Source organism: Haloferax elongans ATCC BAA-1513, assembly GCF_000336755.1.
In the GTDB taxonomy this organism is placed as follows: Archaea; Halobacteriota; Halobacteria; order Halobacteriales; family Haloferacaceae; genus Haloferax; species Haloferax elongans.
Genome location: NZ_AOLK01000015.1, coordinates 498,810 through 522,754, shown reverse-complemented (window position 1 = coordinate 522,754; position 23,945 = coordinate 498,810). Strand labels below are relative to the sequence as shown.

Below are 23,945 nucleotides of genomic sequence, written 5' to 3'. Positions count from 1 at the left end.
GGGTCACGACGTCCGCACCTCCGTGTTGGCGATGCCACCAGGGCGGACCAAAAGGACCACTATGAGGATGGCAAAGGCCATCGTCGAACTGAGCGCCACGATGTCGGCTGGGAGGAAGGCCACGGAGACAGCGATGCCGACTCCCAGCAGATACGAACCGGCGACCGCTCCGTACGGGCTTCCAGCCCCCCCGAGGATGGCGGCCGTGATTATCAACAACAGTTGGCCGAACCCGACGCTGGGATTCGCAGACTGTGAGACCGCAAGCATGACGCCCGCCACGCCCGCCAGCCCGGAGGCCGCGAGCCAGACCGCGTTCCGAATCTGCCGCGTATCGATGCCGGAGACGAGTGCGAGACGCTCGTTGTCGGCGGTTGCACGCATCGAAATTCCAACCATCGTCCGGCTGAGAAAGAGGTGCAAGACGAGCACCACAAAGAGCGTCACCCCGATGATGAACAACTGATTGCTCGTCACGAAGAAGCCGAGGTCGTCGAAGCGATAGGTCGTGACAGCAACCGGTACGTTCCGGCGGTCGGGTCCCGCAATCGCTCGCATGCCGTTCCGCAGGACGAGTCCCAGACCGATAGACATCAAAAGCAGCGGCACCGCACCGGCATCGTTCATCGGCTCGAAAGTGAGCCGTGCAATGGCCCATCCGGTGACGGCGGCGACGCCAAGTGCGACGACGAGCGCGACCGGGAGGGACACCCCACCGAACACGACGGCGAGGTAGCCGACGAACGCCCCGATGGTGATGAACTCACCGTGGGCGAAGTTGATCATGTTGACGAGCCCGTACACAAGGGTGAACCCGATTGCACCCAGTGCGATGTACGACCCGATGACGAGTCCGAAGATTAGTTCTTGTGCAAGGGGGAGTGCCATGGTATCGGGGAAACAAACCGCGTCAGTAGTCGTCGATCTCGGCCTGCAGCTTGTCGGCCCCGATGGTGAACTCGTTCTCGAAGCCGTCGGGAGTGACCCTATCAACTGCGACGTCTCCCCAGACGTTCCCGTGCGGGGTGAAATCAACGTTCGTGACCGCGCCCTCGTAGTTGATTTCTTCGCCGTTGTCGAGCGCCTCTTTGCCCTCGGCGAACGTCGTGACGGTCGTCCCGCCCCCTCGGGCGACATCACCGAGGCTCTGCTGGATGGCGTCGTGCGAGGTCTCACCGGCGTGGTGGATGGCGAGTGCGATGACGTTTGTGGCGTCGTACGCGGCGACCCCCCAGGGGTGGAGGCTGGCATCGCCCGCGTCGCGGAACTTCGGGAGGAAACTTTCGAAGTTCGGACCCTCTGTGCTCCCAGCCGCAATCCATGCTCCCTCGGCGACGTCGCCAACTGCGTCGATGAGGCCGGGGTCCCGCAAGCCATCTTCCATCAGAAGCTGTCTGCCGTACCCGCCTTCGTCCCAGTTCCGAATGATTGTGGTTGCATCCTCGAGAGCAAAGGAGAGTGCCCACGCCTCGAAGTCGTTCTCGAACAGTCTGTCGAGTTGGCTCTGATAGGAGGACTGTCCTCCCTGAGCCGAGACGACCTCGACTATCTCTCCACCGAGGCTCTCGTACCAGTTGACGAACTGCCTCGTCCACCCTTCTTCGCCAGCGGACGTAGCGCTGAGGATACCCATCTGCTCGATTCCAGCCTCGTCAATCATCGCTTCCGCTGCCCCGGAGGTGTGGACGGTGTCACCGATGACAGTTCGCCAGAGCCACTCGTCGTCACCGAGGTCGTCCGTTCCCTTGTCCCCGCCCCGAGTGTCGAGGAACGTCGTCCCCGGCCACGGCGTGACGACCGGCACTTGCTGTTCTTGGAGGAAGTCCCACAGCGGAACGATTTCGCTGGAGAACAGACCGTTTATCGCGTGCGCTCTTCTGTAGGAGATTGTTGATAGAGTTCAGCTGCTGCTCTGAAATCGAAGAGGGCAAGGACACCGCGCTAGCGGTNTCGCTCTTCTGTAGGAGATTGTTGATAGAGTTCAGCTGCTGCTCTGAAATCGAAGAGGGCAAGGACACCGCGCTAGCGGTGTCCGACACGAATGATTCCGCTCGATGTGTTTGGCTCGGAATCGCTCGCAGCGAACCTGCTCCAACAAGTTCGCTGGCGTGACGGCGTTTCCTGCCCTCGCTGCCGTTCTGACCGGACGGTCAGAAACGGCAGCTATGGGCCGTTTCAACGCTATCTCTGTAAGAATTGCGACCGCACGTTCAACGACAAGACGGGCACGATTTTCGCTCACTCGAAGGTTGCGCTCCGCAAGTGGTTGTTCTCGATCTACGCGTTCTTGCGGTTCAACACGAGTCTCCGCCAACTTCACCGAGAGATTGGTGTTACCTACAAGACGATGCACCGCCGCGTCGAGCGCTTTACCAGAGCGCTCGACGCGCCTCAACTCGGCCTCGTTGGACCGGTCGAAATAGACGAAGTGTACGTCTCTGCCGGATTGAAAGGCCGCGAGCGCGACCAAGAGTCGCGCTCGCGTGGCCTCTCTACGCGTGGGCGTGGTTCGTATGAGGGAGACAAACCACCCGTCTTCACTATCGTTGACCGTGGGACGGGACAGCGGTACGTCGTCCCAGCGAAATCCGCTGACGAATCGACCGTGCGACTCCTCCTCGCCGACCACGAGGAGGAGTCGCTAACCGTCTACACCGACGGATTTCGGGCATACAACCCACTTGAGGACGACGACGAATTCACCCGCGAATACGTCGTCCACGGTGACGGCGAGTACGCGGATGGAGACGTCCACGTCAACACCTGCGAGAGCCACGCGTCGCTGGTGCGACGCTGGCTCTCGCCGCATCGAGGTGTCTCGAAGGACAAGTTGACACAGTATCTCCGAGCCTTTCAGCTACGCAGCGAACTCTTCAGAAAACCCGGTCGAGAAGCACTCAAACACGCTGTCAAAGCGACTCTCTGAAATCAACAATCTGCTACACATGAGCGNAGCGAACTCTTCAGAAAACCCGGTCGAGAAGCACTCAAACACGCTGTCAAAGCGACTCTCTGAAATCAACAATCTGCTACACATGAGCGATCGCGTGGACTTCGTCGCTATCGACCAACTGCCTGACGACCTGTCGGGCCTGCTGTGGGTCGACTGCCGTGTCACGTCGTTGTACTTCGAACGTCGCGTCGAGTGGTCCACCTGCCTCGTTGATTTCCTGCACTGCGAGGTCCGTCGACTGCGACACTGCTGGCTGGAGGAAGTCCCACTGTCCGGTCAGCGACGCCGGCTGACCGATGAGGACGCGCTCGGGACCAGCCATCTCTGTGGTCGTGCCGTCCATGGTGTCTCCGTCTGTGGGCTCGTCAGTGGGAGTAGCACCATTCCCGTCGCCGTTCCCCTCGGTCCCGACACAGCCAGCGAGCCCAGCGGCGAGCACTGAGCATGCCCCCGTCTTTTTCAGAAACGTTCGTCGGTCAGTTCTGTTCGCAGTGTCGACACTTCCCCTCATAACATTTGATGTTAGTTAACATGCCGTATAGTTATTCGGTGAAATAGGCCCTATCAGAGCTGAGTGCAGCGTTTCTTGCACTATACTCCCCGCTTGTTGTTGTACTCGTCAATGACAAACGAAGCGACAACCCACGTCAGGAGATGTTCAAGGAAGTCAGTGGGTCTTGTCTCTCGACTTGTGGACGTCCTGTCTCGACTGGACTCTCAGATGGCTGTCCCACCGATGCCGAACAGTCGCGTCGTCCCCCACGACAACACGACGATGCCGACGACGAAGGCGGCGAGTGCGCCCATCATCGGGAACGGGTCGAGCGTCGGGCCGCCGAGAAACGGGCCTTGGATGATGAGGAATGCGGTGCCAATCGAGAGACCGAGTCCGATTCCACAGACGATGGTGAAAAACAGTTGTATCACGCCGATTCCACGGGTATCGCTCCGGAAGCTCATGCGGCCACGTCTGCGAGGTGGCCGCTTGAATAATTTGGCCGATTCGTTGACGTGAGCTACCGCTCGACGGTGAATCCGGTCTCTCCCTCCGGCTCTTCGTAGGTCACATCGACGTCGGAGACGCTGGCCATCGGACTCCCGCCGTGGCACCACCGAACCATCTCTTCGACGTCGTCGCGCGGCCCCTCGAAGACGGCTTCGACGCGGCCATCGGAGAGGTTCTTCACCCACCCATCGACGCCGAGGTCGCGGGCGGTGTCTCGGGTCGTCGCTCGGTAGTACACGCCTTGGACGTGACCTGAGACGTACACGTGTGCGCGGGTACGCGAACTCTCACTCATAGACGGTGCTTCGCCGGCCGACACAAAAGGCGTGGCGTCTACGCGGTCGGGCCCATGATACCCCGACCGTGTCTGCACCTCGCACGCGCCTCCCGAATCGTCAGCATCTAAGTGCAGCCCACACCACGCTGGAGTATGGAACTCTTCGGTACTGCCGGTATTCGCGGCAGTGTGACGACGCGAGTCACACCGGAACTCGCTCTCGACGTCGGTCGCGCCGCCGGCCGCGCCGCACTCGAATCGGACGCCACCGCCGAGTTCGTCGTCGGCCGTGACGGCCGGACGAGTGGGGAAAGTCTCGCCGCCGCAGTCGAGGCGGGGCTCCTCTCTGCTGGTGCGGACGTCGTCCGCGTCGGCGTCGTCCCGACTCCGGCACTCGCCTACGCCTCGCAAGGCCGCCGGGGTGTGATGCTGACCGCTTCGCATAACCCACCGACCGACAACGGCATCAAGATGTTCGTCGACGGCGAGGAGTACGACCGCGACCTCGAACGCGACATCGAAGCCCGCGTCGAAGCTGGCGTCAACCCAACCGACTGGGACGAGTGGGGGAAAAGCGGCTCTGCCGACGTGCTTGACGACTACCGCGATGCCATCGTGGACTTCGCACGAGACCACGGGGCCGACCTCGACGGTCTCAACGTCGCTGTCGACTGTGGAAACGGGATGTCCGCACTCGGCACGCCACAGGTTCTCCGTGACCTCGGTGCACACGTCGTCACGCTGAACGCGCAAATCGACGGCCACTTCCCCGGTCGCGAGTCGAAGCCGACGCCCGAGACGCTTTCTGACCTCCGTGCGTTCGTCGCCGACGGCGACTTCGACTTCGGTATCGGTCACGACGGCGACTCCGACCGCATCGTCATCATCGACGGCGAGGGCGACGTGGTCCACGAGGACACGATTATCGCAATCGTCGCCGAGCACTACGTCCGCGTGAGTGACGTCGAGGATCCGGTCGTCGTCACGACGCCGAACGCTTCGGGCCGAATCGACGAGCGCGTCCGGGAAGCCGACGGTCGCGTCGAACGCGTCCGACTCGGTGCGCTCCACGAGGGAATCGCAAGCGCCCGCGCTGACGGCGGCGACGTGGTCTTCGCGGCCGAACCGTGGAAGCACATCCACCCGGCGTTCGGCGGCTGGATAGACGGTGTTGTCTCCGCCGCGCTCGTCGCGCGACTCGTCGCCGAGTCGGGTCTCGATGGCCTGCGCGAGCCGGTGACAGAGCGCCCTTACCGGAAAGTAAGCGTCTCCTGCCCGGACGAGAAGAAGGCAGTCGCGATGGCAGCCCTCGAAACGTCGCTTCCCGAGGCGCTGTCGCCAGAGTCGGTCGATACTGAGTACGGGGTTCGCCTCGAATTCGACGACGCGTCGTGGACGCTGGTCCGACCGTCGGGCACGGAGCCGTACATCCGCGTCTACGCCGAAGCCGACGACGTCGACGCGCTCGTCGAGTCGGTGACTGCTGTGGTCGAAGACGAAATCGCAAACGCCTGAGCGGTCACGGGTCGCCCACAGCCATCGAGCAGTCGACGGCCATCTCGGTGCCGGTCGAAATCGCGTGACGGTGGCACAAACGAGACTCTAGTTTTGCCGAATTTGTATGCGAGGGGGCTTGTATCGACCGAACGCCGAAGCGACACCTTTATGCAATTTTCACGGCCCCTGTATCAATAGGAGACAATAGTCATGGACAGACGCTCTTTTGTCAAAGCGGCAGGGGTCGCGGGTATCGCCGGCCTCGCAGGGTGTACAGGCGGCCCGTCCGAGGGTAGCGAACAGACGACCACCGAGCAGTCCGGTGGCAACGGTGGCGACGAGACGACGGCCGCCGAGAAGACGACCGAGGAGTCCGGACCCGCAGCCAACGTGGGGATGGTTTACGCACTCGGTGGCCTCGGCGACAAGTCGTTCAACGACGCAGCCAAGCGCGGTATCGAACAGGCGAAGTCCGACCTGGGCATCGCCTACGAGGAAGCACAGCCATCGGCGGCCGAGGAGTTCCCGCAGTTCCAGCGCCGCTTCGCACAGTCGTCGAGCCCGAACTACGACCTCGTGTCGTGTATCGGCTTCGCGCAGAAGTCTGCGCTCTCCGAGACGGCGCCGAACTTCCCGGACCAGAACTTCATGATCGTCGACGACGAGGTCGACGAACCGAACGTCGCGAGCTACAAGTTCCGCGAGGAGCAGGGCTCGTTCCAGGTCGGTTACATGGCCGGTCTGCTCACGACGCAGGAGTTCTCTGCGGGCGCTGGCGCGACGACGACCGGCGAGAAGCGCGTTGGCTTCGTCGGCGGTGTCGACGCACCGCTCATCCGCAAGTTCCAGGCTGGCTACGAGGCCGGTGTGAAGCACGCTGACGAGGAAATCACCATCGACACCGCGTACGCTGGTTCGTTCTCCGACTCCGCGAAGGGGAAGGAAATCGCCACGTCGATGTACGACAAGGGTGCGGACATCGTCTACCACGCTGCTGGTGGGACCGGTCTCGGTGTCTTCCAGGCGGCGAAGGAACAGGGCAAGTTCGCTATCGGTGTCGACTCCGACCAGTCGAAGACCGAGTCGAACTACGCCGACGTCATCCTCGCATCGATGGTCAAGCGCGTCGAGACGCCCGTGTTCGCCTCCGTCGAAAATGTCGTCAACGGCGAGTTCAACGGTGGGTCGACCACGACGCTCGGTCTCGAAGAAGACGGCGTTGCCGCCGTCTTCGGTGCCCAACTCGGCTCCGAGATTCCGCAGGACGTCAAGGATGCGCTCACGGAGTCCCGTGAGTCCATCATCGCCGGCGACATCGAAGTCCCGACGACGACCGAGTAACTCCGTCACCGAATCTGTCGTTTTTTGATACTTCAGTCGAGCGACGCAACAACCAGACACTATTGCCGCTTCCATATTTCAGTAAATTGGTAATTCACGGCTGGTGAATATTCCAAATCCCCCACGAAGCGCCTCGATACCCCGTGTGGAGGTGTCCCGCGGCGAATCGAATCCCACGAGTTTAAGCAAACCCCCCCGAAAAAGTGTGCAAGATGAGCACCGCTGTTCATCTCGACGAAATCACCAAACGGTTCCCCGGCGTCGTAGCGAACGACGACGTGGACCTGACCGTCGAGCGCGGCACGGTGCACGCACTTCTGGGTGAAAACGGGGCCGGCAAGACGACGCTGATGAACATCCTCTACGGGCTCTACGAACCCACAGAGGGGACCGTCTACGTCGACGGCGAACCGCGGGACTTCAACTCCCCAGCGGACGCCATCGAGGCGGGTGTCGGGATGATTCACCAGCACTTCATGCTGGTCGACCCCATGACTGTCGCTGAGAACATCGTCCTCGGCAACGAGCCGCGGAAATGGTTCGGGACGACGGTCGACCGGGAGCGCGCGCGCCAAGAGGTCATCGACCTCTCGCAACGATACGGATTCGACGTGAACCCCGACGACACCATCGAGGACGTGAGTGTCGGCGTTCAACAGCGCGTCGAGATTCTGAAAGCACTCTATCGTGGGGCAGAGATTCTGATTCTGGACGAACCCACCGCGGTCCTCACGCCACAGGAAGTCGAAGAGCTGTTCGAGGTCTTCGAGGAACTGACGGCGCAGGGCAAGACGATTATCTTCATCAGCCACAAACTCGGCGAAGCGATGCACGCCGCCGACGACATCACCGTCCTCCGCGACGGGAAGAACGTGGGCACGGTGAAGGCGGATGAGACCTCCAACGAGGAACTCGCCGAACTGATGGTCGGCCGCGAGGTTCTCCTCGAACCCAAGAGCGCGCCCCGAGAACCGGGCGAACAGGTCCTCACGGTCGAGAACGTCCACGCGGACGACAACCGCGGTATCGAAGCAGTCACCGACGTGTCGTTCGACATCCGCGAGGGCGAGGTGTTCGGTATCGCCGGTGTCGACGGCAACGGGCAGTCGCAACTCGTCGAGTCGATTACCGGGCTTCGCGAACCCACGTCGGGGAAGATTACCTACAAGGGACGCGACATCACACGCGCATCTCGTCGCTCCCGCATCGACGACGGGATGGCGTACATCCCCGAAGACCGCCACGAACGCGGCCTCGTGATGGACTTCGACCTCGTCCAAAACGGCATCCTCGGCAGCCAGCACAGTTCGAAGTTCTCGTCCGGTGGGTCTATCGACTGGTCCACCGCACGCGGACACGCAGAACGAATCATCTCCGAGTACGACGTGCGGCCGCCACACGCGGACGCCGACGCCGAGTCGTTCTCGGGCGGCAACCAGCAGAAGTTCATCGTCGGACGTGAGTTCGAACGCGAACCGGATTTCGTCGTCGCAACCCACCCGACCCGCGGCGTGGACATCGGGGCGATGGAGTTCATCCACGAACGACTATTGGACCTGCGACAGCAGGGCAAGGCGGTCCTCCTTATCTCCTCGAAACTCGACGAGGTGCAGGGGCTCTCGGACCGCCTCGGCGTCATGCACGACGGCGAACTCATGGATATCGTCGACCCACGAAACACGACAGAAGAAGAGATTGGCCTCCTGATGGCCGGGGAACACCCCGAGTCGGCGGAGTCTGAGACTGACGCTGCGGACGCCTCGGTGGGTGACGCGCGATGAGCGCGGCAGACGGCGCAAAGTCCGTCCTTCGCCGCCTCGTGAACGCCTCGACAGTCGAACGTATTCTCATCAGTTTCGCGGCGCTCTTCATGGCAGTCGTGGTCGGCGCGGTCATCGTTCTCGTCTCCGGCCGCGTCGCCACGTGCCAGACCGCGGCGACGACCCTCTTCGGTCTCGGCTTCTGTTACGACCCCGTCGAAGTGTATCTCGTGTTGTTCAACGGCGCACTTGGTGGGCCGTTCCTCTTGGACTCTCCCGGACTGTTCAACCCGAACTGGAACCCGCTGAACTTCGGGTTCGCGCTCACGCTCAAGGAGACGACGCTCCTCATCTTTACCGGCCTCTCGGTCGCTGTCGCCTTCCGTGCTGGGCTGTTCAATATCGGGACGCAGGGGCAACTCATCCTCGGCGCGCTCGCGACGGCGCTGTTCGCGTTCTTCGTCGCGCCGTTCCTCCCGTCGGGAGTCCTCGGTGGCCTCATCCTGATTCCGCTGTCCATCTTCGTCGGCGCGTTTGTCGGCGGAGTGTATGGCGCGATTCCGGGCGCACTGAAAGCCTACGCGGACGCGAACGAGGTCATCACGACTATCATGCTGAACTTCATCGCCGCGCAGGTGGCGTTCGTCCTCGTCAGCGAGTTCTTCCGCAACCCCGACTCGCAAGTCGTCGAGACGACGCCGCTTCCCGACTGGGGGACGCTACTCCCGGTCGCGTTCCCCAAGGGCGGTGACTTCTCGCTTCTCGCGCTCGCGTTCGGGTTGGGACTCGTCGTCGCTGTCTGGTACCTCCTCGAACAGACGTCGTTCGGGTACGACCTGCGGACAAGCGGTGAGCAACCCGAAGCGGCCGAATACGGTGGTGTCGATGCCAAGCGCACGACCGTCACCAGTATGTTCCTCTCCGGTGCCCTCGGTGGTATCGGTGGTGCCATCTGGGTTCTCATGGTCATGGGCAAATGGCAGGCCGGTGTCCCGTCGCTCGGTTTCGACGGCATCACCGTCACCATCCTCGCGGGCAACAACCCGTTCGGTATCGTCCCGGCGGCGCTCCTGTTCGGGACGCTCAAGTCCGGGTCGCTTGCCGTGCAGTTCGGGACGGGCGTCCCGAAGCAACTCGTCGGGGTCCTTCGCGGCCTCATCATCCTCTTTGTCGCCATGCCGGAGTTCTTCCGCATGATTGGGTCGAGCATCAGCCTCGAAACTGACGACGACGCCGTGGCGACCGACGGCGGCCGCAGTCTTCTCGGAGGTGACGACGAATGAGCACGGCCACCATTGACCAACTCCGCGACACGGAACTGTCCTATCGAGCACTCTTGGCTGTCGGGGCTATCGCGGTGTTCTCGTTCATCGCATTTTTCGGTCTCGTGTTCCCCGAGAGTATCTGGGCAGACCTGCTGGGCATCCTCATCAGTCGCAGTACGCTCTCGTCGGCGCTGCGACTCGCAGTGCCTATCACGTTCGCCGCACTCGGCGGCATCTTCGCCGAAAAGGCCGGTGTCATCAACATCGGACTGGAAGGCCTGCTCATCATCTCGGCCTTCACGGCAGTCATCACGACGGCCGTCATCGGCCCAGGTGTGACTATCCTCGGCCTCCCGGCAATCTGGATTGGCTTCTTCGCGGGCGTGCTCGCATCGCTCGTGTTCTCCCTCATCTTTGCCGTGGTTTGCATCCGGTTCAAAGCGGACCAAATCATCGCCGGACTCGCCGTCTGGCTCATCGCCCTCGGTCTCGCACCGTTCGCGGCGACAGTCTACTACGGCGGTGTCAACACCGACAACGTGGGGACGACGCTCGGAACGTGGACGATTCCCGTCCTCTCGGACATCCCGTTCTTCGGCGCGTTCTTCGACGCTGGTCCGGCGGTGTACATGATGCTCGTCGCGGTTCCGGCGTCGTGGTTCGTACTGAACCGAACGGCGTTCGGTCGCCACATCCGCGCGTCCGGTGAGAACCCGAAGGCGCTCGACACTGTGGGTGTCGACGTGAGTCGCGTCCGCTACGCGGGCGTGCTCCTCTCTGGGTTCCTCTCCGGTATCGGTGGTTCCGCGCTATCGCTCGGTCTCGGCCAGTTCATCGGGAACAACCAGACGATGGTCAACGGCAAGGGGTTCATCGCTATCGTCGCGTACCTCTTCGGGAACTACAACCCGCTCGGCGCGTTCGGCGCGTCGTTCCTCTTTGCCGGACTGGAGGCCGTCCAGATTCGCCTCCAGCAGGTCCCGGGCTACGCAATCCCCGACTCGCTTATCCAGACGATTCCGTACATCACGGTTATCGTCATCCTCGCACTCGTCGGCCGCACTCGCATCCCGCAGGCCGCTGGGGAACACTACGACACGGGCGAAGACAACCGGTAACGTTCGGTCAGCGTTCGATTTTCTCGCCCCGTTCGGCGTTTCGTTTTCCACAGAAGGACAGATTGGGAGTAAAGAGTTTTCTGCCCACGATATGGAGGTGATACCATGTCCACAGACGAGAACGAAACCGCCGAGGAGTCCTCGGCGAACCCACGGACAGAGTCCGTGGATGTGGTGGTCGTCGGCGCGGGAACCTCCGGTTGCTACGCCGCTGCGACCATCGCCAACGCGGGCTACGACGTCGCCGTCGTCGAGCGAAAGTCCGCCGAGGAAGCAGGACACATCGCGTGCGGTGACGCCCTGAAAGGCGCAGACGCCTTCCCCGACGCGATTCCGAAGTCGCAAATCGAACCCGCGTTCACGAACACGGACGTCGACCACGGCCGGTTCGAGATTCCGCAGGAGGACACGGTGCTCGACATTCCCGTCCCCGGCGAACTCGCCGTCATCGACCGCTGGGAGTACGGGCGTCTCATCATCGAGGGCGCAGACGATGCTGGTGCCGAGTTCCACTACGACACCGTCGTACAGGACGTCACGCAGGACGACGACGGCGTCGTCACCGGCATCCGCGCAAAGCACGACGGCGATGCCGTCGAGTACGACGCCGACATCGTCATCGACGGCGCGGGCGCACTCTCGCTGCTCCAAGACAAAGTCGACTTCTCGGATGCGACGTTCGACACGAACGTCTCGTACTCGCAGTTCTGTTCTGCCTACCGCGAAGTCGTCGAGGTTCCCGAACCCGTCGAGTGGGACGACGCGCTGGTGTTCAAACCGGCCGACGTCGCCGCCGGCTACATCTGGTACTTCCCGCGCACTGAGACCGAAATCAACGCCGGACTGGGCTTCCAGATGACAGAAGAGCCGATGAAGCTCGTCGACGACCTGAAGAAAGACTTGCGCGCCCGCCCCGAGTTCGAGGGCGCAGAGGTCATCGACAAACTGGGCGCGGCGCTTCCGACCCGCCGCCCCTACGACTCGGCCACCGCACCGGGCTACATGGCAGTCGGTGACGCCGCAGCACACGTCAACCCGACGACCGGCGGCGGTATCGCCGGCGCGGCCTACGCCGGTTCCTACGCTGGTGAGCAGGCCATCGTCGCACTCGAAGACGGTGACGTGTCCGAAGAGACGCTCTGGCGGTACAACCAGCGCGTCATGGACCACTTCGGCGGTCGCTACGCCAGTCTCGACGTGTACAACATCCTCTCGACGGCCGTCGACGTAGACGACCTGATGGGTCTCATCGCCTCGCTCCCCGGCGAGAACCTGGCCGAAGCGCTCTACTCGGGGACGACCTCGTTCAGCCCGGCACTCCTCCTTCAGACCGCCGTGTCGAGCTACGGCCACTGGAGCCAGATTTGGGACTTCTTCAAGGTGAAGCGACTCGCCGACGAACTGATGGCCCACTACGACCGCTACCCGACGCGGCCGAGCGCACTCGCTGGCTGGCAGGACGAACGCGACCGCATCATGGACGAAATCTACGAAGTCACTGGCGCGGACCCGAAGTACTGAGTTCGGTCGCGAGCGTCACGTCTCGGAACTCGAACCGCGCGCCGCCGCTTTCTGCGGCCGTCGCCTCGACGGACCAGCCGTGGGCTTCTGCGACGCCCGAGACGATTGCCAGTCCGAGTCCCGTCCCGTCGGGATTGTTCGAGTAACCGGATTCGAAGATTCGATTGCGTTCTTCCGGTGGGATACCCGGCCCGTCGTCTTCGACGAAAAAGCCGTCTTCGAGCGGGCCGACGCGAACTTGCACGTCCCGGCCGCCGTGGTCCAGCGCGTTCCGAAAGAGGTTCTCGAAGACGGCGGTGAGTCGCCCGGGGTCTGCTTGGAGGTCCACGTCGGCTTCGACAGTGAGTGCGGCGGCGTCGAGATTCGTGTTCGCGACGGCGTCTGCAGCGACCGTCGCCAGACCGACAGGCTCGGTGTTCCCCACTGCCTCACCGCTCCGAGCGAGTTGCAGCACGTCTTCGATGAGTGATTCCATTCGGTCGTGTGCGTCTGCGACCGTCGAGAGGTGCTCGGTGCCGTGGCCGTCGCGGGCGAGTTCGAGGCGCATCTGTGCGACGTTCAGGGGGTTGCGCAGGTCGTGGCTCACCACCGACGCGAACTGGTCGAGTCGTTCGTTTCGGCGTTCGAGGTCCGCTTCGTAGGCGCGTTTTCGCTCGACCCAGCGGTACGTCCCGACGACCAGCGCGCCCGCGCCGACGAGGAGCGCCCCGTCTTCGAAGACGAGAGCGAACGCGTCGGGTTGTGAAACCACTTCGTCGAGGGCGTCGGTCACGGCGTACACGCCGATGAGGACGGTGCCCGCGTAGAGTGGTCGCCAGACAGTCTGAATGTCTCTGATGGTCGTGAGGACGAACGAGCAAATGAGGGGAAGCGGGACCAGCAGAATCTCGACCGCGAATCGAAGCCACGAGGTGTCTGCCGTGCCGGGAAAGACCACGACCTGCAGCGTAGCCGCCCCGGCGACGACGCCGACGGCCAGAGCGGCGGGACGAAGGTCGGCGTCTGCGAGCAGTTCACCTCGGCGGGCACCCATCGCTGGCGGCTATGCACGGGGGGGACAAATAACCGCTGGCGGTCCGTTCGTCACGCCGCCGGTGGATTGTGTGTTAGCGCGGCACTCTCTCAGTTGGTCGAGTGCCTCTCTCCCGACTGTCAGGATGCCTGCGGGTCGGTGGCCGCGATTTGCTCGATACTCCCCGAGAGAACGTCGATAGCGATACGAATCGTTTCTTCGTCGACGTCGAAGGTGCGGGTGTGGTGGCCGCCCGGATGGTCGGTGCCGACGCCGACGTAGGCCGCGAGGCCGCCGTTGTCTTGGACGTGTTGCATGAGGTAGGTCGCGTCCTCGCTGCCGCCGAGGTCGTCGCTGTCGAGGATTGAGTCGACGCCCTCGACGCCTTCGCTCACCGACCGGACGAGCGTCGTGAGTTCCTCGTCGCTTCGGGCGCTGGGTGCTTTGCCCTCGACGCCGATGTCGACCTCGCAGTCGTACATCGCGGCGGCCGATTCGATGACGGTGTGCGCGCGGTCTTCCATGTACTCCATGAGTTCGGTCGTCTCACCGCGAACCTCACCCTCGATGAAGGATTCTTCGGCGACGATGTTCGTCGCAGTGCCGCCACCCATCAGGCCGACGTTGACGCGGGTCGCGCCGTCGGAGTGGCGAGAGATACTGTAGAGGTTCTGTGTTGCTGCGGCCGCAGCGAGGTTGGCGTTCTTTCCCTCTTCTGGTTTCGCGCCCGCGTGTGCTGGCGCGCCGGTGAAGTCAGCGCGGAAGTGTGAGACGGCAAGGAAGCCATCGACACCGCAGACGACCTCTCCGGTCGGGTGGTCGAGGCCGACGTGGACCGCGAGGAGAGCGTCCACGTCGTCGAGGTGGCCACCTTGGACGACTGCCTTTCCGCCCGCGACTCGCTCCTCGCTCGGTTGGAAGAACACCTTGAGCGTTCCCTCGAAGTCGGAGTCGAGGACGGCGTCGAGGACGCCGAGACCGATTGTCGCGTGCGCGTCGTGCCCGCAGGCGTGCATGAAGCCCTCGTTCTCGGAGCGGAACCCCTCGGCAGTCGGTAGGTGCGTCTCCTCGTCGGATTCCGTGATTGGGAGCGCGTCGATGTCGACACGCAAGCCGACTGTCGGTCCCTCGCCGCGTTCGAAGACGGCCAATGCGCCCGTGTAGCCGCCGGTGAGACGTTCGAGGATGTCCTCTCGGGCACCGGCCGCACGCGCTCGCTCGAACCACGTGTCGAGTTCGTCGTCGTCGGGGACGGCCATTCGATTCTCGCTGCCGAGGATTTCCGGGCCGACGTAGAGGGCGTCGAGGTCGCGCGTCTCTAACTCGTCGACGATACGAGCGGTGGTGTAGAACTCTCGCCACGCAGGCTCGGGATGTCGGTGGAGGTCGCGCCGGAACGAGATGAGGTCGTCCATCGTCGCTTGGTGACTCATACCCCGACTCACTCCCCGGACGGAGATAAACGCTCTCGACCGCTGGTAAAATTAACCTGAAGCAAAAGAATGGCGCAAAATTCAAATACGAGACAGATAGTTAGAGGAAATTCGTGCCTATTATATATCACAGTGAATGTCTGACAAACGATGCCAGAAGAACCGGACATTGAGCTCAGTTTCCGCGGTGGGAGACTCGTTAGCGCGCTCCCTATCGCGTTCTTCATCGCCTGGGCTATTTTCCAAAGCGGTATCCTCGGAATCGGCGATACGACCGGCCTCGTCGCGGGGATGCTGACAGGACTCATCGTTGGACTGCTGTTCGTCCGGGGAGATTGGAAGGACTACGCGGACGTCGTCTTCGCGGGCATGACCCGTCGGGTCGCTGCGACTGCTGTGGTCGCGTGGCTGTGGGCAGGCATGTTCGCAGAGACGATTCAAGTAGGCGGCTTCGTCGACGGCCTCGTTTGGGCGGCGACTGCGCTGAACGTCGGCCCCGGGTTGTTCCCGGCGGTGACGTTCCTGCTCGCAGCGCTGCTCGCGACGGGTATCGGCACCGGCTACGGTACCGCAATCGCCTTCACGAGTCTCGTGTTCCCCGCGGGACTGCTCCTCGGTGCGAACCCAGTGCTGTTGTTCGGTGCCATTCTGTCGGGTGCCGTCTTCGGTGACAACCTCGCACCCGTGAGTGACACCACAATCGTCTCCGCTGTGACGCAAGACGCCGACATCGGTGGCGTCGTCGCGTCCCGCGTGAAGTACGCCGTCGTCGCGGCGGTGCTCGCAATCGCGGCCTATCTCGCCGCCGGGTTCGGAATCCCCGGCGTCGTGAGTGGGATGCCGCACGCGAACGTGACCGGGCAGGTCGATGCTACGGTGTCGGCGTGGGGTCTCGTTCACCTCCTCGACATCGCCATCGTCATCGTCCTCGCAGTTCGCGGTCGCCACATCATCGAAGCCATCTCGTGGGGACTCATCGCCGCGGCGGTGTTCAACGTCGCACTCGGCGCCGCAGACCTCATCGACGTTTCGGCCGCGAGCATGCTCCTGTTCCGGGCTCCGCAAAACGGCCTGACGCAGGCTGTCGATGCGCTTCCGCTCCTCGGCGCAGTCGTCGAAACTGTTCCGGGTGGACAGGCTGGCGTCGGCGGGAGCATCTACTCCGGTGCGGCGGGCTTCTTCCCGCTCATCGTGCTGACGCTCCTGCTCGTCGCTGGTGCTGAAATCATGCGCGCCGGTGGCGGCTTCGACGCGATTCAGGAGTTGCTCATCGACCGTGTCGCGACCACCGTCCGCCGCGCCGAGACCACGATGGTCCTCGGGACGGCGCTCGTCAACGCGACGGTCACCATCAACACGGCAGCCGAAATCGCTATCGCGCCGTACATCGCCACGCTCGGCAAGCGCTTCAACATCAACGGCTACCGCCGTGCCAACATCCTCGACGCCAACACGTCCGCGCTCGGGTACATCTTCCCGTGGGGGGGTGGCCTGCTCGCTGGCTTCGGTGCCATGCAAGGACTCGTCGGCGGGAACGGAACGCCGTGGTTTACCCAAGAGATGCTGGTGAACCCCGCGTCCGTCTGGCCGTACGTGTTCCACGGCTGGTTCCTCGTGGCTGTGTTCCTCGTGGCCGCGTGGACCGGCTACGGCCGCGAATACGTCTCTGACCGTACCTCCGAGGAGGTGAGTCGCGTATGAGCCGACTCGACAAGCTCCTCAAGGGCTGGACGTTCCGCACCGCGACGCCGTCGTTCGAACCCGGCGACGTCATCACGGCGTTCGTCACCCACAGCGACGGTGACGGAGTCTCGTCCCGAATCGGCGACTCCGTGCTCCGAATCGAAGGAGAGACCGACGTCGACATCGAAACGAAAGTCCGCTTGAAGGTCACGTCGTTCGACGAGCAAAATCACGTCGGCACTGCCGAAATCGTCGAATTCCTCGGCGAGTTCTGAGCCGACACACTTCGTTTTTTGAACACTGCGTTCGCCAGTGGCGTCGCTGGCGAATTCATATCGTCTGCGACCTGCCGGACCGACGGTTGCTACCTCGTGACAAGACGAACGAAAGAGAGACGAAAAGCGAAGACCCGCGTCGAGACGCGCTCGCGGTCGGCCGCGCCGACGTCAGTTGCGGCGGTGGCCGAGCGGTTTCTTCTGTTCGAGTTCGATTTCGATGTGGACGCTGTCGGGGTAGTCTCGCTCGCTCACTTGGCGAGCGATTTGGTCTGCGCCGTGAATCTCCAGTCGTCGCGTGTAGACGGTGTAGTTCCACGCGGGGAACTGGTCGCCCGGTTGGAGCGTGCGATACTGGGGGACGCTCGTGCGCTCTGGCTGGTCGGCGTGCGGGCCGCGGCACTCCGCGCCCTTCTTTTCGATGAGCGATTTGAGGTTGTCGACGACTCTGTCGAGGACAGCCTTATCACCGCTTTGAAAGGTGAGTTTTGTGACGAAGGTCATAGCTGGGTACTACCACGTTCTTGGTTGCTCCGACGGTAAAAACGCATCTACACGTGCGCGTGGTTGGACCGACTCGCGTCAGTTCTGCACGAACGACCATGTCACGGCGGGGGTAATTCTCCGATACCCTCTTAAACGGTGGCACGTTTATCTCGGGTAATGGCAGTCGAAGCGGTAAGCGCTGGTGCCATCCTCTTCCGCGACACCCGCGGCCGGAGGGAGTACTTACTCCTGAAGAGCCGTCCTGGGGACTGGGAATTCCCCAAAGGCGGGGTCGAAGGGGACGAGGAGCTCCAGCAAACGGCAATCAGGGAGGTCAAAGAGGAGGCCGGAATAGACGATTTCCGCCTCATCGACGGCTTCCGCGAAGACTACGACTACGTCTTCGAAGCGAACGGTACAACGATACACAAGACGGTGCACCTGTTCATCGCACACTCGTTCGAGGCGTCCGCGGAGCTTTCGACCGAGCACCGCGACCTTCAGTGGCGCGACTACGAACAGGCCATCAACACGATTACGCAGGACGGCCCGCGCGACATCCTCGAGCAAGCCCACGACTTTCTCGACCACCTCGCAGCGAAGAACGAAGGCCAGCACAAATACCTGAAATAGGGTCGTCGGCACCGCGTCGGCAGCGAACGGTTCGCCACCGCGGCCAGCCACTGCTCTCTGACGGACGGGACGTAGCCCCGTGACCGAAATACCTTCACGAACGCACAGCGACGCTTCACTGTGACCGACACCGCCGACCGCGACCCGGAGTTCGCCTTCGAGCTTCGAGTCTGTCGCTGGGCGGAGCGCGCGTGGCACCCTGACGGGCCGCGCCCGGCATTCGTCGCGCGGCAACTCGGGACGCGAGACAGACGATGGGACACCGTCGTCGTCGAAGTCGACCCCGAAGCGTTCGCCGCCCGCCGTGCCCTCTCGACGGAGGGGTTCGACTCCGACCTCCTGCGGGTCGTGCGCCACGCACCCGCCGACTGGCAGTGGTATCGGGATGCGATTCCGGAACCCGACTTCCCGTGGCGGCACGTGGTCCCGGCGGTCCACCGCGCTGCGGGACGCGGTGTGGTCGAAAAACGTCGCGGAAGCCGGAACCGCGTCGAGTACCGACAGACGACTCCGTATCCCGACTGGGTCGAACGAATCGTCGCCATCGAGAACAAACCCGACCTCGACGCCAGCGCCGCCCGCGCACTGGCCGACCAACTCGAACACGACGTCGAACGCGGCCTCGCCGACGAGGTGTGGGTCGCGACCGAAGCGACCGGCGACCGGGTCGAACCGGCACTGCTCGAAGACCTCCCGGTCGAAGTCGGCATCCTCTCGCTCGACGACGGGACGATGGACGTGCTGTGGCACCCGAGTACACTCACACCCGACCCTGACGATGCCCGCCGCCGCCTCGTCCTCGCAGAGCGAGCCTACGACCGTGGCTGGCGGAGCTACGTCGATACGATGCGTCCCGACTGTCGCCACTTCGAACTCGCGCGCCGAGGCATGGCGCTTGTTCCGCGCTGTGCCGCAAAAGACTGTTTTCAGAGCCAACGCGAGTGCGCCCACTCGTGTTCGGCGTTCGAGCCTGAACCGCCCGCGTGGCGGATGAACGGGTGGCCTATCGAAGGCGGGCCGGGAAAGGGGCTGCGGGAGCTGCTCCGTGCGCGCCGCGAGCGCGAACGGGAGCGTACAGAATCCGCCGGTTAGACGATTTCCACGTCGACCTCGTCTCGTTCGACGGCGAGTCGGAACGTGGGGACCGTCCGGTAGATAACTTCGACGACTCCCTTCCGGCGGAGGCTCTGGAGCGCCCGCCGAACGTCGTCCACGTCGGGGTCGATGTCGAATTCCTCGCGGACGTTGTTGAGGACGCTGACGACGCTCTCTGAGCGCTCGTCCGGACCGGCGACGACCTGGAAGACGCGCGCTTCGAGCGTGGGCACGCGGATGACGCTCGGAATCGACTCTTCGTCGCCGTCGCTTTCGACGCCGGGGTCGACGCCGACGAGTTCCGCCGCCTCGGCCGTGGCGCGAATGAGGCTGTTGTCGTCGCGGTAGTAGTAGTCCTTCAGTTCGGATTCGAGATACTGGTGGACCTCACTCCCGCTTTCGAGGTCCCATCGCTCTTGAAGCTCCTTGTTCTTCGTCGGCTGCAGGCGAACGATGTCGGCGAGGCGTTCTGTGGCCTCATCGGAGAGCGTCATATTCGCACGATTCGACGGACGGGATATAACGTTGTTCGAGACGGGTTTCGGTTCTCCGGTGAACGTTAATTATTATCCCGCCGCCCTTCGTCGGCACTCGTATGAGCTGGGAAACACTTCGACTCGAATGGGACGGCGACGTGGCAACCCTCGTTATCGACCGCCCGGACAGCATGAACGCGCTCAACACGGACACGCTCGACGCGCTCGAAGACGCGCTCGACGAGGCCGAATCGGAGGGTGCGCGCGTGCTCGTCCTCACCGGAGCGGGTGACAAGGCGTTCATCGCCGGTGCCGACATCAGCTACATGAAGGACATCGACACACCGGCCGCACAGGAGTACGCCGAGCAGGGCCACCGCATCGCCTCGCGAATCGAGACGTTCCCCGCACCGACCATCGCGGCAATCAACGGCTACGCGTTCGGTGGGGGGATGGAGTTCGCCCTCGCGTGCGACCTCCGCGTCGCATCCGAGCGCGCCGTCCTCGGACAGACCGAAATCGACCTCGGAATCATGCCCGGGTGGGGTGGCAGTGTCCGCCTGCCGAAACTCGTCGGCGACGAAATCGCACGCCGACTCATCTACTTCGGGGAGCGAATCGACGCGAGCGACGCGCACGAACACGGTCTCGTCGGTGAAGTCGTCGCCCACGACCAACTCGACTCGCACGTCTCTGAACTCGCGTCGGAACTCGCAGCGAAGCCTCGCCACGCCCTGCAGGGTGCGAAAGCCGCAATCAACATGTCGCACGAAGCCCCACGCGAAGCCGCCCTCGAGTACGAAGCACGCGTCTGGAGTGGCCTCTTCGGGACTCACGACCAGCGCGAAGGGATGGACGCCTTCGTCGAAAAACGCGACCCAGACTTCGAGTAACGGACGTCGGGCCGCTCAGTCGTCGAGCGTTCCGAGTGTCGATTCGAGTTCCTGAACCGATTCGGAAATCTCGGCGACGACTTCGACTTGCGTGTCGTTCGCCGTGGCGACGTTCTTGGTCTCTTCCTGTACCTCTACCGCTTGCTTGGCCGCGTTGTCGACCATGTTCGCGACCTCCTCGGTTCGTACTGCTTGGTCGTCGGTCGCGTTGGCAATGTCGTCCATGCCCGTGGCGGCCTCCCGAATCGTCGCGGCAATCTCGTCTTGGTTTTCGATGAGCGTGTCGATACGCTCCGAACTGTCGCGGACGTCCTCGGTGAGTGATTTGATTCCCTCGACGGTCTCCGTCGCGTCCTCACGGGTTTCGATGATAATCTCCTCGATACGCTCGGATTCGGCTTGGACTTCGTTCGCCAGGGATTTCACCTCGTCCGCGACGACCGCGAACCCAGCACCTGCATCCCCTGCGCGGGCGGCTTCGATATTGGCGTTGAGCGCGAGGATGTTGGTCTGGTCGGCGATGTCGTTGATGACCTCGATGATGTCGCCAATCTCCTCGATGTGCTCGGCGAGTTCATGCGTGCGGTCGGTGACGTGTTTGCCGCCCTCCGCAACGCGGTCCATCGCCTCGGCCACGGCTTCGCCATCTTCGCGGGACTCTTCTGCGAGTTGTTGGGCTTCCGTGCTCTGTTTGTTTATTTCCTCGGCGCTGGCGGCGATTTCTTCGACCGTCGCCGAGAGCGAGCCGATTTCGTCGGACACCTCTTCCATCGCGTCCGCCTGTTGTGCAGCGATTTCACGAGCAGTAGTAGCGCTGTCGGACACCTCGTCGGTGCAGGTCATCGCCTGGTCGATAGCACCGGAAATCTGCTCGGAGAGGTGTTCCTGTGCTTCGGCCATCTGTTTGTTCTTCCGAGCCACGTCGGTCGTGATGGGCGTGAGTTCGAGCGCGCCGACGACCTCGCCGTCGGGAGCGTGAAGGGGAAGCCCCATCGACCGGTTCCAAAGCGACCCGTCTTCGGTCGGCACTTCGCGGAAGTCGTCTTCGCGGATGACCTGGTCGGTTCGCGCAATCGTCTCCGCGAGAATCTCGTCTTTGCCCTTGGTTCCGAACGCCTCGATGCCGCGTTTTCCGTAGTCGCTCTCGTCGAGTCCGTACCGCTCGAACGTGAGGTCGTTGATGTGTGTGAGTCGCCCCTCGTCGTTGACGACGAACGCCGGTTCGGGGATATCGGCGACGACCTGTTCGAACAGCCCTCTCCAGAAGTCGCGCTCTGCTTCGAGTCGCTCTGCTTCGGTTAGCGAGTCGTCCAACTCCCAATCGAGTTCAGCCCGTGCTGCCTGTCTCTGCATACGTGTCAGAAGAAATGAAAACTCAGTTTAAAAATCCTTCACACAGAATATCACGACTGATATCAGCTTCTGCTTGCGGTAATTGTCGCAACAGGACGTGAATTAATTGTGATAAATTAGGACTGAGGACCGATTCAGCGTCTACTCAGTTGTCGATTCAATCGTCTACTCAGGCGTCGTCCATTGTCGCCATCGTCGACTTGAGTTGGCGGACTAACTCGGAGATATCGGCGACGACTTCGATTTGCGTGTCGTTCGCCGAAACTGCTCTCGCCGTCTCTTCTTGGACCTCGGTGGCCTGCTTCGAGGCACTGTCGACCATGCTGGCGACCTCTCACGACTGATAGTACGTCTGGTTGTGGTACATCTCTCCCTTCAGTTTTAAATGTTGTGTGTTATCATGTGTCATGTAATGACTAAGCCACTGCAAGTATAATGAATAATAATGAATAAACCAATCAAATTGAGTCACCTCCGAGCGACCCTTCAGGACATTTCCTATCCTGTCGAACGGCACGATGCTGCGAACGCCTTCGACGGAGTGACCATCCTCCTGGCCGACGGCGACGCCGACCTCGGGGCGCTCATCCGCGACTGCGTCACAGACGAGTTCGACGACCCGATGGACCTCTACTACGAGTTGCACAACGCGATGCCGATAGCGGCGCTCGGAGAACCCGGCCAGTCGGACGGCGACGCCTGAATCGGCCGCAGTCCCCGAATCAGGACCCACCCACCACACCCCTTCTTCGGCGACGTAACCCAGTTGCTTAAGTGCCTCAAGCGGTAGGACGTACTATCATGGAGTTCTGCGACGACTGTGGGTCCCTGATGACGCCTCAGGACGGCGTCTGGGTCTGTCCGAACGGCCACGAGAAAGCGCGCGACAGCGAGAAAGAAAAGACGATGGTCACGACAGAGGGCCAAGAGTCGAGCGAAGTCGTCGACATGTCTGACGTCGACAACGCCGATATCGGCCCGACGACGACGGCTATCTGCCCGGAGTGCGGCCACGACGTTGCCCGCTACGAGATGAAGCAGATTCGCTCGGCCGACGAGTCTGAGACGCGCTTCTTCACGTGTGTCGAGTGCGACCACAAGTGGCGCGAAGACGACCACTGAGCGGTACGCCTTTTTCACCCTTCCGTCCGTACGCAGGGTATGGTCGATTCGCTAGCCTCGCCGACACTCCCCGCGCTCGATGGCTGGGTCCGCGTCGACGAATCGACTGACCACCTGTTCCAGTTCGGTCTCGTTCGCGTCACCGCGAGGACTGTCGTCTACGAAGACGAAGCGATTCAGTCACGGATGCCGGAGACCGGAGGCGACACGTGGCGGTTCCTCTTTGCGAGTCGGCTCGTGATTCGACCTCGGACCCCGCCGTCGACGGCGCTCACGCAACTCGTCCGAAGCGGTGCAACCACCGAGTTCAAATCGCGCCTCCGTGACCGCGGGTTTTCCGATATCCGCCGCATCGACTCGCGGACACTGGCTGTCGATAGCGGTGAGGCCGATGTCGTCCACTACACTGCAAACGTCACCGTGAACGGCGTCGACCTCCTCGCTGACGCCTACGTCGCAGTGACGCCGGTCGGCGGTGAGTTCTTGTTGATGGGAGGCGCGTATCCGCGCGAAGTCGTCGGTGGCGACGAGGAGACGGCCGCCACGCTCCGCGAAGTCATCGACCCGGAGCAGTTCAGAGAAGAGTTCTTCGACGTGGTTCNGCCATCAGAGATGTGTATAAGAGACAGGTCATCGACCCGGAGCAGTTCAGAGAAGAGTTCTTCGACGTGGTTCGGCGCATGGAGTGACCGCCACCCACGAGATGGTGTCTCGATAGCTGGTCGGCCGATTTTCGTTGCGAGCGA

At 62.6% G+C, this 23,945-nt stretch carries 25 protein-coding genes and 1 pseudogene; 15 read left to right on the top strand and 11 right to left on the bottom strand.

Annotated elements, in window-relative coordinates; genetic code table 11:
* Window positions 1-3 precede the first annotated feature (3 nt).
* Window positions 4-888, bottom strand: coding sequence for a branched-chain amino acid ABC transporter permease (locus C453_RS09330; RefSeq protein WP_008324096.1), 885 nt, complete (start codon window positions 886-888; stop codon window positions 4-6).
* Between the two features lie 22 nt (window positions 889-910).
* On the bottom strand, window positions 911-1,855 hold the full coding sequence (locus C453_RS09325) for an ABC transporter substrate-binding protein (protein WP_275039768.1): 945 nt from the start codon (window positions 1,853-1,855) through the stop codon (window positions 911-913).
* A 186-nt stretch (window positions 1,856-2,041) separates the two neighbouring features.
* On the opposite strand from C453_RS09325, the gene C453_RS09320 reads away from it, so the two are divergent.
* Complete coding sequence (locus C453_RS09320) at window positions 2,042-2,926, top strand: IS1595 family transposase (RefSeq protein WP_008324094.1); 885 nt, start codon at window positions 2,042-2,044, stop codon at window positions 2,924-2,926.
* Between the two features lie 103 nt (window positions 2,927-3,029).
* Here the strand turns inward: C453_RS09320 and C453_RS09315 are convergent, their stop codons facing one another.
* The 3 genes from C453_RS09315 to C453_RS09305 all read right to left on the bottom strand — a co-directional run bounded on the left by C453_RS09315 (window position 3,030) and on the right by C453_RS09305 (window position 4,254).
* Entirely contained in the window at window positions 3,030-3,392 is a 363-nt protein-coding gene (locus tag C453_RS09315; protein ID WP_008324092.1) for an ABC transporter substrate-binding protein, read from the bottom strand.
* Window positions 3,393-3,670: 278 nt separating this feature from the next.
* Window positions 3,671-3,913, bottom strand: a complete 243-nt coding sequence (locus tag C453_RS09310; RefSeq protein ID WP_008324090.1) for a hypothetical protein — start codon at window positions 3,911-3,913, stop codon at window positions 3,671-3,673.
* A gap of 56 nt (window positions 3,914-3,969) precedes the next feature.
* Complete coding sequence (locus tag C453_RS09305; protein WP_049907592.1) at window positions 3,970-4,254, bottom strand: acylphosphatase; 285 nt, start codon at window positions 4,252-4,254, stop codon at window positions 3,970-3,972.
* A gap of 135 nt (window positions 4,255-4,389) precedes the next feature.
* On the opposite strand from C453_RS09305, the gene C453_RS09300 reads away from it, so the two are divergent.
* From C453_RS09300 to C453_RS09275, 6 genes are all read left to right on the top strand, one after another.
* Window positions 4,390-5,751, top strand: coding sequence for a phosphopentomutase/phosphoglucosamine mutase (locus tag C453_RS09300; RefSeq protein ID WP_008324088.1), 1,362 nt, complete (start codon window positions 4,390-4,392; stop codon window positions 5,749-5,751).
* 192 nt (window positions 5,752-5,943) lie between these two features.
* The gene (locus C453_RS09295) at window positions 5,944-7,074 is read left to right on the top strand and encodes a BMP family lipoprotein (RefSeq protein ID WP_008324087.1); all 1,131 of its coding nucleotides are present in this window, start codon (window positions 5,944-5,946) and stop codon (window positions 7,072-7,074) included.
* 212 nt (window positions 7,075-7,286) lie between these two features.
* A complete protein-coding gene (locus tag C453_RS09290) occupies window positions 7,287-8,855 on the top strand; it encodes an ABC transporter ATP-binding protein (protein WP_008324086.1) in 1,569 nt (522 codons plus the stop codon).
* Window positions 8,852-10,117: an ABC transporter permease gene (locus C453_RS09285; protein ID WP_008324085.1), complete on the top strand. Its 1,266-nt coding sequence runs from the start codon at window positions 8,852-8,854 to the stop codon at window positions 10,115-10,117. Before C453_RS09290 ends, C453_RS09285 begins: the two co-directional genes overlap by 4 nt.
* The gene (locus C453_RS09280; RefSeq protein ID WP_008324084.1) at window positions 10,114-11,217 is read left to right on the top strand and encodes an ABC transporter permease; all 1,104 of its coding nucleotides are present in this window, start codon (window positions 10,114-10,116) and stop codon (window positions 11,215-11,217) included. The genes C453_RS09285 and C453_RS09280 overlap by 4 nt, the downstream gene beginning before the upstream one ends.
* 105 nt (window positions 11,218-11,322) lie before the next feature.
* Window positions 11,323-12,738 carry a geranylgeranyl reductase family protein gene (locus C453_RS09275; RefSeq protein WP_008324083.1) on the top strand — a complete coding sequence of 472 codons (1,416 nt, stop codon included), beginning with the start codon at window positions 11,323-11,325 and terminating at the stop codon, window positions 12,736-12,738.
* Here the strand turns inward: C453_RS09275 and C453_RS09270 are convergent.
* On the bottom strand, window positions 12,713-13,771 hold the full coding sequence (locus tag C453_RS09270; protein WP_008324082.1) for a sensor histidine kinase: 1,059 nt from the start codon (window positions 13,769-13,771) through the stop codon (window positions 12,713-12,715). The two genes, C453_RS09275 and C453_RS09270, sit on opposite strands and share 26 nt — an antisense overlap.
* 119 nt (window positions 13,772-13,890) lie before the next feature.
* On the bottom strand, window positions 13,891-15,183 hold the full coding sequence (locus C453_RS09265) for an amidohydrolase (RefSeq protein WP_008324081.1): 1,293 nt from the start codon (window positions 15,181-15,183) through the stop codon (window positions 13,891-13,893).
* 150 nt (window positions 15,184-15,333) lie between these two features.
* Between C453_RS09265 and C453_RS09260 the strand changes: the two genes are divergently transcribed.
* Both C453_RS09260 and C453_RS09255 read left to right on the top strand, forming a co-directional pair.
* Window positions 15,334-16,884: a Na+/H+ antiporter NhaC family protein gene (locus tag C453_RS09260; RefSeq protein ID WP_008324080.1), complete on the top strand. Its 1,551-nt coding sequence runs from the start codon at window positions 15,334-15,336 to the stop codon at window positions 16,882-16,884.
* On the top strand, window positions 16,881-17,141 hold the full coding sequence (locus C453_RS09255) for a DUF7513 family protein (protein WP_008324079.1): 261 nt from the start codon (window positions 16,881-16,883) through the stop codon (window positions 17,139-17,141). Before C453_RS09260 ends, C453_RS09255 begins: the two co-directional genes overlap by 4 nt.
* A gap of 171 nt (window positions 17,142-17,312) precedes the next feature.
* On the opposite strand, the gene C453_RS09250 is transcribed toward C453_RS09255, so the two are convergent.
* Window positions 17,313-17,645, bottom strand: a complete 333-nt coding sequence (locus C453_RS09250) for an uS10/mL48 family ribosomal protein (RefSeq protein WP_008324078.1) — start codon at window positions 17,643-17,645, stop codon at window positions 17,313-17,315.
* A 159-nt stretch (window positions 17,646-17,804) separates the two neighbouring features.
* Here C453_RS09250 and C453_RS09245 point away from each other — a divergent pair, with 159 nt between their 5' ends.
* Window positions 17,805-18,260, top strand: coding sequence for a bis(5'-nucleosyl)-tetraphosphatase (locus tag C453_RS09245; protein WP_008324076.1), 456 nt, complete (start codon window positions 17,805-17,807; stop codon window positions 18,258-18,260).
* Window positions 18,261-18,380: 120 nt separating this feature from the next.
* On the top strand, window positions 18,381-19,352 hold the full coding sequence (locus tag C453_RS09240) for a DUF5787 family protein (RefSeq protein WP_008324074.1): 972 nt from the start codon (window positions 18,381-18,383) through the stop codon (window positions 19,350-19,352).
* Here C453_RS09240 and C453_RS09235 read toward each other — a convergent pair.
* Window positions 19,349-19,849: a DUF5797 family protein gene (locus C453_RS09235; RefSeq protein ID WP_008324072.1), complete on the bottom strand. Its 501-nt coding sequence runs from the start codon at window positions 19,847-19,849 to the stop codon at window positions 19,349-19,351. The two genes, C453_RS09240 and C453_RS09235, sit on opposite strands and share 4 nt — an antisense overlap.
* Before the next feature lie 101 nt (window positions 19,850-19,950).
* On the opposite strand from C453_RS09235, the gene C453_RS09230 reads away from it, so the two are divergent.
* The gene (locus tag C453_RS09230; protein WP_008324071.1) at window positions 19,951-20,724 is read left to right on the top strand and encodes an enoyl-CoA hydratase/isomerase family protein; all 774 of its coding nucleotides are present in this window, start codon (window positions 19,951-19,953) and stop codon (window positions 20,722-20,724) included.
* A gap of 15 nt (window positions 20,725-20,739) precedes the next feature.
* On the opposite strand, the gene C453_RS09225 is transcribed toward C453_RS09230, so the two are convergent.
* Both C453_RS09225 and C453_RS20180 read right to left on the bottom strand, forming a co-directional pair.
* On the bottom strand, window positions 20,740-22,077 hold the full coding sequence (locus tag C453_RS09225) for a methyl-accepting chemotaxis protein (RefSeq protein WP_008324070.1): 1,338 nt from the start codon (window positions 22,075-22,077) through the stop codon (window positions 20,740-20,742).
* A gap of 169 nt (window positions 22,078-22,246) precedes the next feature.
* Entirely contained in the window at window positions 22,247-22,399 is a 153-nt protein-coding gene (locus tag C453_RS20180) for a hypothetical protein (RefSeq protein WP_160163393.1), read from the bottom strand.
* A gap of 123 nt (window positions 22,400-22,522) precedes the next feature.
* Between C453_RS20180 and C453_RS09220 the strand changes: the two genes are divergently transcribed.
* From C453_RS09220 to C453_RS09210, 3 genes and pseudogenes are all read left to right on the top strand, one after another.
* Window positions 22,523-22,780 (top strand): DUF5789 family protein, encoded by a 258-nt coding sequence (locus C453_RS09220; RefSeq protein ID WP_008324068.1) that lies wholly within the window; start codon window positions 22,523-22,525, stop codon window positions 22,778-22,780.
* A 98-nt stretch (window positions 22,781-22,878) separates the two neighbouring features.
* A complete protein-coding gene (locus tag C453_RS09215) occupies window positions 22,879-23,199 on the top strand; it encodes a transcription factor S (RefSeq protein ID WP_007539939.1) in 321 nt (106 codons plus the stop codon).
* A 39-nt stretch (window positions 23,200-23,238) separates the two neighbouring features.
* A pseudogene (locus C453_RS09210) lies at window positions 23,239-23,799 on the top strand (DUF6517 family protein); the annotation flags it as partial.
* Between the last annotated feature and the right edge of the window lie 146 nt (window positions 23,800-23,945).